Here is a 12,172-nt window from a genome sequence, read left to right as displayed (position 1 = left end):
CCGAAAGCAGAAAGCTAAAAACGCAAAGCTTTTTACCCGGGCTTTTAGCTTTCACTTTTATGCGTTATCTCGATCTCGCCTCTTAAATAAGTAACCGCCTTACCTGCCATTACAACCCGGTCGCCTTTTAATTCGCACCAAAGCTCGCCTTTGCGGGCGCTTATTTGGTAAGCATGTAATGTGTTTTTACCCAGTTTTCCGGCCCAGTATGGTATCAGGTTGCAATGCGCCGACCCGGTAACCGGGTCTTCGGGTACACCTGCGCCCGGTGCGAAGAAACGCGACACAAAATCTACATCCTTGCCTGGCGCCGTTACAATAACACCCAGCGTATCAATTTTAGATAGTGCAAAGTGGTCGGGCTTAATGTCCAAAATATCATCTTCGTTATCGTAAACCAAAAAATAATCGCGGCTGCGCAGTATTTCTTTTGGTTTTTTCCCGCCCAGGGCTTCAATCAGGCCTTCCGGCTTATCAGCCGCGAACGGAGGCCGTGACGGGAAATCCATCGAGTATCTATCGCCCTCGCGTTTTACTACGAGCGTGCCAGCTTTTACCGTATCAAAATAAATGGTATCGCTCTCATAACCAAGTTCCGTGAATAATATATGTGCGGATGCCAGGGTGGCGTGGCCACAAAGGTCGATCTCCAGTTCGGGAGTAAACCAGCGCAGCAGATAGCCGGTAGCGTTCTTTACGAAAAAAGCGGTTTCGGCCAGGTTGTTCTCCAGGGCAATTTTCTGCATGGTTTCGTCGGGCAGCCACTCATCCAGCGGACAAACAGCGGCCGGATTGCCGCCAAACATTTTATCGGTAAAGGCATCGGCCTGGAAAATAGGGATGGTCATGATGATAAAGTATTATTTACCGCTAAGATAGCCGTAAGTAACCAATTCATCATTATTGGTGATGTGTTTTGTGCAGCCGTTATTCAATAAGATCACTTTATCACTAACCTCTAAAATATTATAATATTGATGATCGGTTAAAATGATGCCCTTACGTTTGGCGCAATTGCGTATAACGGGTTTAAATTCGTCGGCCTGAACGGGTGATATATGGGTAAAAGGCTCATCTAACAATATAAAATCGGCGCGGCTATGCATAATCATCATCATCTCCAATTGTCGCAGTTCGCCGCCGGATAATTGCGCCGCTGTTTTATGCGAATGCTGCCGGTATATTTCTAACGCGGCAAACTCATCCCAGGCCTGTTCGTCCACCAGCATTCTGGCAAGTTTGCTTATTTGTATGTGGGCCGGTAAATAACCATGCTGCGGTAAATAGGCTATGCGGTTGTTATGATACCCTTTATAAATAAAGTTGTTATCAATACTTACATATTTATACGATGCCTGCAGGGTACCGAAAATAACCCGTAGTAATGATGATTTACCGCTGCCGTTTCTGCCCAATAAACCAATCACCTGGCCCTGCCTGCATTCAAGATAAATGTCCTGCAATATTTTGCGGTCATCAAACTGCAGCTGAACGCTATCAACCTTTAAAACAAGCGGCTGCATAGGTTAATTAAAAGGGCGATTAATATAAATGCTGCAAGATCAACCAAAAAGGCATAAAAATATAATCTTCTGATGGTTATACCCGCATTGCGATAATAAAAGTATGTATTGGCCGATGAGTAATAATGCAGCCCTGTCGCTGATAAAAAACCGATGATCTTTGAAAAGAAAATACTCACCAGGTTGATGCCTGCGCCAAAGCCAACCAAAACTATACACAAAAAAGTAAAGGTTATATTATAAAGCAGCAGCGAGCGGTAATATTGAATAGTGAGGGTAGTTAGGCGTTGCATGGATTGATACTATACGCATATCAATCAAATAAATTGTATTGAGGGCTGGGTTTTTCACTGTTTTCTTCCCTGATCTTGTTCACTAAAGAACGCGCCTGTCTTGTAGGCTCGGGCATGCGGTAGCCACGAATACAATTTTTTATTACATCAACACTTTGTTGAATATTGATATTATGCCCAGGCGATATATAAATAGGGTTACAGTGCTGTTTACTGCGCAGCGCCACGCCTATCTGTTCGTTTTGATCATACATCGGGCTTTGAGCAAACATCTCGGGGGCAGGTTCATCATAGGTGCCATGCAGCCTGCTTTTGGCGCTGCCAATGGTTGGCACGTTGGCCAGTAAGCCAAAATGTGTGGCTATGCCCAGCCGCCGTTTGTGCGCTATGCCCTGGCCGTCAAGTATCAGCAGGTCGGGTTTAATATAAAGATTGTTCCACGCATTAAACAGGGCGGGCAACTCTCTGAAAGCCAGCAACCCGGCAATGTACGGAAACTCCGTATGCGATATGGCAGTTGAAGTAGTTATAACACTCAACGCCGGGTATTTGAAAACTACAATTCCGGCGTAGAGTATCGCCGAGTCTTTGTCGAAGGATATATCGGCCCCGGCGATGGTATTAATTGGGGTGGTCAATTCACGGATCCGAATTTTATGGCGTAACTCTTCCTGGTAAGCAATAGCTTCGGCAGGAGAAAAGTGTTCATAGCCGGATGGATCCATAAATTATTAACATATAAAGACCCATCCTTGTTTAATTGGATAGTTAATATTTTAACCTATAGTTAGGGTTGTTATTATATACATGACTATTTTATTCTTCCTTAAAGCAACGGTTTTACTCCAATTTGCCCGGAAAAAAGTCCGGTTTTTTCAAGAAAATTACAGGTATTTGAACCACAATCAATCCTAACGCCATGACTAAACCACCTGTTCCTATTGATGTAGTAAACCTGCTGCCCGTTCTGGATAAAAAGCTTATTGAACTACTAGTGTCCCTCACACCTGAAGAATGGGAAAAGCAGACGATAGCAAAATTGTGGGTAGTGAAAGATGTGGTTGCACATCTGCTGGATACCAACATACGCATATTATCCATTCTGCGCGATGGTTTTTATGGCGAGCAACCGGTTATAAAATCGCGCCAGGACCTGTTAGATTTTTTAAACGGCCTTAATGCCGATTGGGTAAAAGCCATGAAAAGGGTAAGCCCGCAAATGCTTATTGTTCTACATAAGATAACAGGACCGCTTTTTTGCGATTACTTTAAATCGGTTGACCCATGGGGCAGATCGGCTTTTGCCGTAGAGTGGGCGGGCGAAACAGAAAGCAGAAACTGGATGGAAATTGCGCGCGAATACACGGAAAAATGGCTGCACCAGCAGCAGATACGCGATGCTGTAAATAAACCCGGCTTAATGACACCTGAACTTTATTACCCGTTTATCGACATTTTTATGCTTGCTTTACCGCATACTTACCGCAATGTTTTAGCCGAAAATGGTACGGTGGTAAAAACAACAATAACTACCGATATTGGCGGGGCATGGTTTCTGGTACGGGCGGATGATGCCTGGACGTTAAGCAAGAAGAATGAAGTGCAGCCCGACACCGAAATTATGATTGATCCGGATACCGCCTGGAAGCTTTTTTCGAAAAGCTTAAGACCGGATCAAATAAAAGATAAGGTAATTATTACCGGCAACCAGGAGCTTGGCCAAACAGTACTTAACATGGTTTCGGTTATGGCATAGCGGCAACATACTTTAGATGTGGCACCGATACTTTTCTTATAGGCAATTTGGGTTGATAGCAGCAAGCAGGGTTGATGCCGTTAAGTTGTTAACGCGCTTCTGTTGCAAAATACAAAACATAATTATCACTTAACTCTTTAAGCGAAAAGCCTTTGTAACCCGGAAATGATTTTAAGATAACACTTGCCCTTATACCCATATAATACGAAGGCATTAAAATATATAGCGGCCCCGCATGGCCTTTATAAAGGTATTCATCAAAGTTGATATTGATATCTTTATTTAACCCGGGCAAGATGATTACACGGTTGTGCCGTACCTCTAAACCAATATCCGGACTAAAAAAAACAAAAACAGCGTTGTTATTTTTGTCGTCGAGCAGCTTAATGTAAGCAAGGCTTTGCCGATCAATAAACTGCTGGCCAATACCTGATGTTCCGTAGGCAACGTCAGTTTTTAAGCCTTTGTAACCTGTTAAATAAAAATTGAGGCTGAAAACAAGTATAGCTGCAACCATTGATCCTAACAAAACCCGGTAAACCGGCTTATAGCGGCTAAAAAGCTGCAATACTCCGGGGATAATTATTAAACCAATGATCCTGAAGTGGCGGGCCTCGTAAGAAATATCCAGCCTGCGCATATAAGCAGAAGCAAAAAATAGGATGGATACACCGTAAAATATAACCAGGAGCAACCGGTAATTCTTATTCGCGTTGTGTTTGTATACGGCACACACTAATATTACACTTACAACAGCCAGCGCCAGCATTACAGCCAAAGCCCATCCCGGCGATAGTATGGCCACATCGTTGTGGAATATAAGGCCGTTAAACAGGTCGTCTACAGAAAATCCGGAAAGAAGGGGAGATGCCACAGGGAAGGCCAGTGTTTTCCAGCTTAAGCTGAAACCGTTTGGTGCTGATACCGGGTTAAGTCCTTTACTTAAATACAAAGTGTATATAACGGCTACTGATATAATTGCGGGTATTGCTATCCATGAACTGTTGAGTATCCAGGCTTTAATACCTTTAAGGCCAGTGGAAATGGCTATCGATATAAATAACAGGCCCGCTGCATATATCCATATAAATGAGGACTTGCAAAAGAAGCCTATCCACCCCGACAAAAGCACAAACAAAAGCAGTTTGTAATCGGGCTTTGCAAATCTAACGCACCCATATAAAAACCATCCGGCAAAGGCGAAAATTAATACTTCGCCGCCGGTATAAAAAATATGCGGCGTAAAATACGCTTGTTGACAAATGATCACAACGAGGCTCAAAGCGCTAACCAACGGCGTATAACCCACCTTTTTGAAAAACATATAGAAACCTGCAAGACCGGTAACCTGGCAAACGGCAATAGTAATAGCAGAGGCATGCCCGGTATTAACGCCAAATACCATTTTAAAAAATTGGGGAAGCAGGTATTGACCCGGCGACCACCACGAAATGAATTCACCGGCATTTAAAGCAATATTTTGTTGATCGGGGTGTGTGTAAATATTGAAACTGCCGCCCATTTGCATAGAGCGCAAAACAAGAAACCCCCAGCTGGCGTCGGGGAAAATAGCAGGCGGAGTTATAAAAGTGAGTACGCACAATAAGGTGGCTACTACAAACAGCACTATCAGTATAAGGGCGTGTATCGGCAAATATCTTTTTTGCATTTGTAGGTGTATTATTCCATAATGCGGGGACGCAGCTTAACAGCCGGGTTGCCCTGGTAAATAAAATACGGCTCCAGGTTTTTGTTAGCTACAGATCCGCTTGTAACCACGCTATGGCTACCGGCAGTTATGCCCTGGTTTAGTATAGCGCCGCAACCAATCCATACACCATCTTCAATAGTTATGTTTCCGGTTATCAGCTCAAATGATTCTTTTTTGTAATTGTGGCTGCCTGTTTGCAGCATGGCTCCCTGGGATATGCAAACGTTATCTGCAATGATAACAGGTGCCAGGTTATCGATCCAAACGCTTTCGCCTATCCAACTGTGTGTGCCGATTTTGAGATTCCATGCGTACTTTATATTAACCCCGGGTTTTATTACAACACCGTTGCCAATTTGAGCACCAAACAGCCTCAATAAAAAGATCTTGAAAGCATTAAAAGGAAACCAACCCGATTTAAAGCATATTAAATTGACATAATACCATAAAAACCTTTTAACAACGCCGCCACCTGGCTTATAAGGATAATTGTTATATGTAGAAAGAAGGGTTTTTGGCATTATCGTCGTTCGGCTGAAAACACAAGATCACAATTAAGGGCTTGCAATTTTCAAAAGTACATATTTGCACAGCAAAAGCAAGACAGGTGACCAAAGCTTCCGGCGCAAACCGTTGATGAAAGTATGTTTTAATTCACTTTAAGACAAAGTACAATTGTGCCTGGAAAATCAGTTTGATCAGTTCAGATCATAATCAAACCGAATCTGATTTTAACGAAATAGTGTTGACGATCGAAAAAAAATAACAATAAATGCCACTTTAAGGCGGCATTTATTGTTTTAAGGTTTATGGTAATAAAAGCGCTAATAAGTGGTCATGTTGTACATTTCAATTTGCTGGCCAGTAGGGTTTGAACCGCCGTACCAGTGGTTGGTGCCTACAAAGTAATAGTATTTATTATAGTAGCTGCCACTATTATTAGTAAGGGTGCATTTGTATGCGCCGTCTACATAAAAATCAACCTGGTGTGTATTGCTTGACCTTGCCTGGCACTTATAAGTATGATAACCGTTATCGTTAATGGATAACACTTGTGTATAGTATTGGCCGCCACCCTGCAAATAAGCCTTCAGCGCGTTGTCATTCAGGGTTTTCACAAAGCCCATTTCGTTACCGTTCCACTGCGAAACATTATCGGCCAAAAAAACCGCTTGCTCGCTTGCCGAACTATAGGCGTTTGAACCTCCTTTAAAGCAGCCGTTAAATTGCATGCCGGTTGCATTTTGTCCGCTTTTTTGCTGTGCTGCATCAATATCGGTGCTGCAATTGCCCACTGGTACGCAAATACCATTGGTACCCGAAATGTTGTAAGGCGTGCCGTTACATGTTTGCCAAAGATTGAAAGCGCTTTGGGGTACGGCCGCGCGAGGCACAGTCGCTTCGGCCTTGTTAGGTGTAGTACTTGGTTTGTTCGCGTCTTTGGCGCAGCCAAAACACAGTGCCAGCAGCAACGCGCCGCCTACAGACAGTTGATTAAGTTTTTTCATAATGTGTTTGAATTTGGTTAAATAATTAACCCGAAGTTAAACTGCCGCCAATGCAGATGATTACACTACATTTTCTAAAATGTGCACTATTGTAACAAAGCTACTTACGTGCTGTTAAAGCGCGTTTTTTAAAGTGAATTTTAAATTCCTGCCTGTACCGGCAGCTTGATGAAAGGGTATTATTTTAACAATATTAAAACTAACATTGGCCAGGTTCCGGTTACTTGCGTACCGGTAGGATGGATTGGATCGTAGCCTGACTACTGCAACGGCGCATCAATTTGCTAAACGTTGTTTATCGCTACACCTGCGACCGAACGTTAGTGGTAAGTTTATACTGCTCAGGCGACATCCCCATATATTTTTTAAACACACGCGAAAAATAGTACGGGTCATCATACCCCAGATCCATTGCTATAGTTTTTATTTTGGCTTCGTTTGCATAAAGATACTGGCAGGCTTTCTGCATTTTAAGATGTATAAAATAATCGATAGGGGGCATACCGGTAGCCTTTCGGAACAGGCTGGAAAAATGCGAACTGGAAAGCTTGTGCTGACCCGCCATATCTTCAACAGTCATTTTCTTTTCAATATTGTTCTTCATATTGATAATGGTTGTTGTTATAATATCCGGCGCATCGTTTGGTTCGCTTACCACATGTTTATCCGGGAACAAAAAGGTGGCTATCATATTATACAGGCAAAAGGTTGCATTGCACAAGTTTTCTTTACTGTAGCCCATTTCCAGGTTTTGATATATATTGTTCCAGATGTCAAGCGCCTTATTATTGAAAGGAATCTGCACGGGGCCTTTAAACAACCCAATGTTTAACGACGAGTTAAAAGTGGCGATATCGTCTCCGGTAAAATGCACCCAGTAAATAGTCCATGGGTCTTCTTCATCAGCCCAGTAGCGCATATAAACCTCGGTGGCAGGCAGTATAAAGAACTGGTTAGGGGTAACCTCAAACTTTTTCTTGTCAATTATATAATACCCTTTTCCCTTCAGGCAATATATCAATATATTGTCTTCGCAGCCTTTTCGCCGTTCTTTGTAATGGTAGGACGCCTGCGGGAAATAACCTATTTGGGTGATGTAAATATTAAATATCGAAGGGTATTTTTTTACAAAGTCCTTCAGTATTTTTTGTGGCAAGCTCATTAGCTTTTCACCTTCAAAACCATCCTTCCTTTTAAAAGAACCAGCCATGTTTTAATAATTGTAATTAATAGAATATTCCATTAGGTGGGCAATAATGACGCTTGGTTGTGCCAAAGTAAGTTTTTTTTAATGTAATAATAATGGTTATTTACAAATAACCGATAATGATTTTTAAATACCGATAGAATTATCCATTAAAATAGATGAATTGGCTATTAGATAACTTTTTGCCGGAAACTAAATTTGGTCACCGCATTTAATAAACCAATTATAAGTATCACCCGGTAGAAGCTGGCTTTTTTAAGGTGACTGACTAAGATAAAGAACGCGGGGTCATACAAAACACAGCCGTTTTAGTATCGTATCAATCAGTGCAGGTATTAATTGCGGGCTTGTATTAAATTATTGTGCACATTTATGCAATTACTAAAAGATAAGGTTGTTTTTTTAACCGGCGGTACGGAAGGCATCGGCTATGAATGCGCCGCGGTTTACCATCAGGCCGGGGCAAAGGTTAGCATCATAACTCATAAAGAATACAGTTTAAACCAATGCCGCTCGCAATTCTTTGACGACAATATTCATTACATTCTTGCGGATGTTTCAAGCGCTGCGGATGTGCAGCGGGCAATTGCCGAAACCCTGACCAGGTTCGGTAAAATAAACGTCATTCATAACAACGCAGGGGTGTCTAACCCATCTAAAACCGTTTGCGCCACTACGGACGAAGAGTGGAACAGGGTTTTTAATGTAAACGTTAAAGGCATTTATAATACTACAAAATTTGGTATCGACGCTTTAAAAGCTACCAGCGGCAATATACTTAACAGCAGCAGCCTTGTTGGCGACATTGGGCAGGAACTTCATGCGGCTTATACTGCTACTAAAGGTGCAGTTAATGCCCTTACAAAATCTATGGCACTTGATTATGCACCGTATGGGGTACGTGTTAACGCTGTGGCTCCTGCAGGTGTATGGACCCCGATGCTGAGGCGGTGGAGCAGTCAGCAACCCAACGCAGCTCATATAGAAACCTATTTGGACGGGATCCACCCGTTAGGGTACTGTCCCGAAGGTGATGTTGTGGCCGATGCCTGCCTCTTCCTGGTATCTGAACAAGCGCGTTTTATTACCGGGTGCATCCTGCCTGTGTCGGGCGGGGCCGAGTTAGGGTATCGCAGATATACGGGGCAACCCGGACCCGCTAACGCCATCGTTGATGAAAAAGTAACCCTATCATGATCTCGAAGATAAAAGTGTCAGACATTCGTTTCCCGCTGGATGGTAACGCCGGCAGCGATGCTATACACCGCGATCCGGTATACTCATACGCCGTAACGCAGCTGATGGACGATAGCGGCATAACCGGAACGGGATTTGCCTTCACTTTGGGAGAGGGTAACAACCTGGTTTGCCAGGCAGCGGAATACTATGCCCGCCTGCTAACAGGTAGGGATATTGAAGAAACCATGGCCAGCTTTGGCGAATTATTCAGGACGCTATCTAACGACCAGCAATTTCGCTGGCTTGGGCCACATAAAGGTGTTGTTCATCTGGCCCTGGCATCGGTAACCAACGCTTGTTATGATCTGTGGGCCAAAAAAAGGGGTGTTCCCTTATGGAAATTGCTTACAGAGCTATCGCCTGAGCAAATTGTAAATACACTCGATCTGTCGTACCTGGAAGACGAGTTGACGTATGACCAGGCAGTGAGTATGCTTACCGAACAGCTGTCGCAAAAGGAAGCAAGAAAAAGCATTTTAGATAAAGGGTATCCTGGTTACGATACTTCCGTGGGCTGGTTTAATTATCCTGACGAAATGGTTAAGGAAAACTGCAAAAAAGCTTTGGCGCAAGGCTTTACCGCCATGAAGCTAAAGGTAGGGGCTGCTGATCCTGACCGGGATATCCGCAGGGCGCATATCGTACGTGAAATAGCCGGCGATGACATTAAAGTGATGCTTGACGCTAACCAGCAATGGAATCTGCCCCGGGCAATTGATACTTGTACCCGGTTAAAGAGTATGAACCCGTACTGGATTGAGGAACCGACACACCCAGACGATGTAAACGCGCATACCAAACTGGCGGACGCCATTGCCCCGGTACGGCTTGCGCTGGGTGAGCACGTGCCTAATAAGATCATTTTTAAAAATTATTTGCAAGCCGGTTCATCTTCGTTTATGCAGGTAGATGCCGTGCGGGTAGGCGGGGTGAGTGAGTTTATTACCATAAGCCTGATGTGCAAAAAATTTGGCGTGCCTGTTGTGCCGCATGTGGGCGATATGGGCCAGTTACATCAGCACCTGGTTTTATTTAACCATATCGGCATGGGGCACCAGGCTTTGTTCCTGGAGCATATTCCGCATTTGCAAAAGCATTTCGCAAATCCTGCTAAAATTGTAAATGGCGTTTACCTGACACCGCAGGAAGCCGGCAGCAGTTGCGACCTGCTTATTTTAAAGAATTAACACCAGATAGCCATGATAGGATCGTTTGATGCCACCGTAAGTATTCTGTATGTTATCCTGATCCTGGCAATAGGTTTATGGACCGGCCTTCGGCATCGGTCGGCAAGTAAGAAAACAAACGTCGCGAGCGATTATTTCCTGGCAGGCAAAAGTTTGCGCTGGCCCATGATAGGACTGGCGCTTTTTGCTACTAACATATCGTGTGTGCACCTTGTGAGCCTTGCACAAAGCGGTTTTGATACCGGCCTGCTTAATGGCACCTTTGAGTGGATGGCATCGTTCACACTTATTTTACTTGCGGTGTTCTTCGTCCCGTTCTACATCAAATCAGGAGTATCAACCTTGCCCGACTTTTTAGAGAAACGTTACAACCGCGCCAGCCGCGACTGGCTGGCATTTATATCAATACTATCAGCTATAATCATACATATATCTTTCTCGTTACTGGCGGGTGGCATTGTTTTGCAAACACTGTTTGGCGTTAATATGTATACCAGCATTATTATCATTTCGGTGATAACTACTGTTTACACGGTGGTAGGCGGGCTAAAGGCAGTAGTAGTTACCGAGTCTATTCAAACCGTAGTGCTGCTATCAGGAGCTGTTATTATGAGCATTGTGGCTTATAATAAAGCAGGCGGATGGGATAGTATGGTGCATGTGCTGCAGCAAAAGAACGAGATGAGTAAACTGTCTATGATGCGCCCCCATGGCGATTCCAGCGGCCTGCCGTGGTACGCAGTGTTATTGGGTTACCCGGTACTGGGTATTTGGTATTGGTGTGCCGATCAAACCATCGTACAGCGTGTTTTGGGTGCCAGGGATGAGAACCATGCAAGGGTAGGCCCTCTGTTTTGTGGATTTATAAAAATTTTACCGGTGTTTATATTTGTGATGCCCGGCTTGTTTGCTTATGCGTTATACCAAACCGGGCAGTTGGATGTACATAGTATAAAAACTATTGTAGATGGCAAAGAAGTTGTGAACAGCAAAGGTATTTACACACTGATGATATTACAGCTTATCCCAAAAGGTTTGGCAGGGGTACTTGTAGCGGCCCTATTATCCGGGTTAATGAGCCAGATATCCGGTGCGCTCAATTCTATATCTACAATGGCCAGCTACGATATCTACAAAAGATACAAGCCAGATGCTAACGACCAGGAATTGGTTACGGCGGGCAAAATAGCCGCGGGCGTATCATTTATCATATCGCTATTGCTTTTACCGCTGCTTAACAGTTACGAAAGCATCTTTAACGGTTTAAATGATATTATTGCCCATATAGCTCCGCCCATAACATGCGTTTTTTTATTGGGGGTGTTTTGGGGCAGGGCGTCGGCAAAGTCGGCGCAACTAACCCTATATATCGGTTCGGCAGCAGGGGTGCTTGTGTTTGCCTTTAGCAAGCTTATGCCCCACAGTTTTATCGGCGCGGTGCCCTTTATGATGATGGCTTTTTACTTATTTGTTTTTTGTTTGGTGTTACAGGGGGCTCTTACACTGGCCTACCCGGCAACCCATACCGCCGAAAGCGCTAAGCTTTACTGGAGATCGCCGCTGGAATCATTGAAAAGCCCCGGATGGTACGGCTTTGGTAACTACAAGTTTTTATCTGTTTTGCTGATATCCGTCATGGTGGTTTTGTTCTGGATTTTCAGGTAGGCTGATGACTGTGTTATATTTCGGCAACTGTTATAACAAATACAACTTGTTAATAAGCAAAATTTGTAATAAAATAATATAAT

12 protein-coding genes are annotated in these 12,172 nt (G+C 43.7%); 4 read left to right on the top strand and 8 right to left on the bottom strand.

Annotated features, from left to right (window positions below; translation table 11 throughout):
• Positions 1–44: 44 nt before the first annotated feature.
• From HDC91_RS03430 to nfi, 4 genes are read right to left on the bottom strand one after another with little or no spacing between them, the layout of a single operon-like run.
• Complete coding sequence (locus HDC91_RS03430; RefSeq protein WP_183548469.1) at positions 45–848, bottom strand: PhzF family phenazine biosynthesis protein; 804 nt, start codon at positions 846–848, stop codon at positions 45–47.
• A gap of 12 nt (positions 849–860) precedes the next feature.
• Positions 861–1,523 carry an ATP-binding cassette domain-containing protein gene (locus tag HDC91_RS03425; RefSeq protein ID WP_183548467.1) on the bottom strand — a complete coding sequence of 221 codons (663 nt, stop codon included), beginning with the start codon at positions 1,521–1,523 and terminating at the stop codon, positions 861–863.
• Positions 1,505–1,816 (bottom strand): hypothetical protein, encoded by a 312-nt coding sequence (locus HDC91_RS03420; protein ID WP_183548465.1) that lies wholly within the window; start codon positions 1,814–1,816, stop codon positions 1,505–1,507. The genes HDC91_RS03425 and HDC91_RS03420 overlap by 19 nt, the downstream gene beginning before the upstream one ends.
• A gap of 20 nt (positions 1,817–1,836) precedes the next feature.
• Entirely contained in the window at positions 1,837–2,541 is a 705-nt protein-coding gene (gene nfi / locus HDC91_RS03415) for a deoxyribonuclease V (RefSeq protein WP_183548463.1), read from the bottom strand.
• 194 nt (positions 2,542–2,735) lie between these two features.
• Here nfi and HDC91_RS03410 point away from each other — a divergent pair, with 194 nt between their 5' ends.
• Positions 2,736–3,572: a maleylpyruvate isomerase N-terminal domain-containing protein gene (locus HDC91_RS03410; RefSeq protein ID WP_183548461.1), complete on the top strand. Its 837-nt coding sequence runs from the start codon at positions 2,736–2,738 to the stop codon at positions 3,570–3,572.
• Between the two features lie 88 nt (positions 3,573–3,660).
• On the opposite strand, the gene HDC91_RS03405 is transcribed toward HDC91_RS03410, so the two are convergent.
• From HDC91_RS03405 to HDC91_RS03390, 4 genes are all read right to left on the bottom strand, one after another.
• Positions 3,661–5,241 carry a hypothetical protein gene (locus HDC91_RS03405; protein WP_183548459.1) on the bottom strand — a complete coding sequence of 527 codons (1,581 nt, stop codon included), beginning with the start codon at positions 5,239–5,241 and terminating at the stop codon, positions 3,661–3,663.
• Positions 5,242–5,252: 11 nt separating this feature from the next.
• On the bottom strand, positions 5,253–5,804 hold the full coding sequence (locus HDC91_RS03400) for a WcaF family extracellular polysaccharide biosynthesis acetyltransferase (RefSeq protein ID WP_183548457.1): 552 nt from the start codon (positions 5,802–5,804) through the stop codon (positions 5,253–5,255).
• 303 nt (positions 5,805–6,107) lie between these two features.
• On the bottom strand, positions 6,108–6,791 hold the full coding sequence (locus tag HDC91_RS03395) for a hypothetical protein (RefSeq protein WP_183548455.1): 684 nt from the start codon (positions 6,789–6,791) through the stop codon (positions 6,108–6,110).
• 301 nt (positions 6,792–7,092) lie between these two features.
• Positions 7,093–8,001 (bottom strand): AraC family transcriptional regulator, encoded by a 909-nt coding sequence (locus tag HDC91_RS03390; RefSeq protein ID WP_162432217.1) that lies wholly within the window; start codon positions 7,999–8,001, stop codon positions 7,093–7,095.
• 369 nt (positions 8,002–8,370) lie between these two features.
• Here HDC91_RS03390 and HDC91_RS03385 point away from each other — a divergent pair, with 369 nt between their 5' ends.
• From HDC91_RS03385 to HDC91_RS03375, 3 genes are read left to right on the top strand one after another with little or no spacing between them, the layout of a single operon-like run.
• Positions 8,371–9,195, top strand: coding sequence for an SDR family NAD(P)-dependent oxidoreductase (locus HDC91_RS03385; protein WP_183548453.1), 825 nt, complete (start codon positions 8,371–8,373; stop codon positions 9,193–9,195).
• Positions 9,192–10,424 carry an enolase C-terminal domain-like protein gene (locus HDC91_RS03380; protein ID WP_183548451.1) on the top strand — a complete coding sequence of 411 codons (1,233 nt, stop codon included), beginning with the start codon at positions 9,192–9,194 and terminating at the stop codon, positions 10,422–10,424. The genes HDC91_RS03385 and HDC91_RS03380 overlap by 4 nt, the downstream gene beginning before the upstream one ends.
• Before the next feature lie 12 nt (positions 10,425–10,436).
• A complete protein-coding gene (locus tag HDC91_RS03375; RefSeq protein ID WP_183548449.1) occupies positions 10,437–12,089 on the top strand; it encodes a sodium:solute symporter in 1,653 nt (550 codons plus the stop codon).
• The last annotated feature ends 83 nt before the right edge of the window (positions 12,090–12,172 follow it).

The sequence above is a fragment of the Mucilaginibacter sp. AK015 genome (assembly GCF_014200785.1).
In the GTDB taxonomy this organism is placed as follows: Bacteria; Bacteroidota; Bacteroidia; order Sphingobacteriales; family Sphingobacteriaceae; genus Mucilaginibacter.
Note: the sequence above shows the minus strand (reverse complement) of the source record. Positions and strands in the feature narration are given on the sequence as shown.

Excerpts from the sequence above, each read along its gene's own strand:
- HDC91_RS03430 (WP_183548469.1), bottom strand. The coding sequence starts at position 848 with ATGACCATCCCTATTTTCCAGGCCGATGCCTTTACCGATAAAATGTTT.
- HDC91_RS03425 (WP_183548467.1), bottom strand. The coding sequence starts at position 1,523 with ATGCAGCCGCTTGTTTTAAAGGTTGATAGCGTTCAGCTGCAGTTTGAT.
- HDC91_RS03420 (WP_183548465.1), bottom strand. The coding sequence starts at position 1,816 with ATGCAACGCCTAACTACCCTCACTATTCAATATTACCGCTCGCTGCTG.
- nfi (WP_183548463.1), bottom strand. The coding sequence starts at position 2,541 with ATGGATCCATCCGGCTATGAACACTTTTCTCCTGCCGAAGCTATTGCT.
- HDC91_RS03410 (WP_183548461.1), top strand. The coding sequence starts at position 2,736 with ATGACTAAACCACCTGTTCCTATTGATGTAGTAAACCTGCTGCCCGTT.
- HDC91_RS03405 (WP_183548459.1), bottom strand. The coding sequence starts at position 5,241 with ATGCAAAAAAGATATTTGCCGATACACGCCCTTATACTGATAGTGCTG.
- HDC91_RS03400 (WP_183548457.1), bottom strand. The coding sequence starts at position 5,804 with ATGCCAAAAACCCTTCTTTCTACATATAACAATTATCCTTATAAGCCA.
- HDC91_RS03395 (WP_183548455.1), bottom strand. The coding sequence starts at position 6,791 with ATGAAAAAACTTAATCAACTGTCTGTAGGCGGCGCGTTGCTGCTGGCA.
- HDC91_RS03390 (WP_162432217.1), bottom strand. The coding sequence starts at position 8,001 with ATGGCTGGTTCTTTTAAAAGGAAGGATGGTTTTGAAGGTGAAAAGCTA.
- HDC91_RS03385 (WP_183548453.1), top strand. The coding sequence starts at position 8,371 with ATGCAATTACTAAAAGATAAGGTTGTTTTTTTAACCGGCGGTACGGAA.
- HDC91_RS03380 (WP_183548451.1), top strand. The coding sequence starts at position 9,192 with ATGATCTCGAAGATAAAAGTGTCAGACATTCGTTTCCCGCTGGATGGT.
- HDC91_RS03375 (WP_183548449.1), top strand. The coding sequence starts at position 10,437 with ATGATAGGATCGTTTGATGCCACCGTAAGTATTCTGTATGTTATCCTG.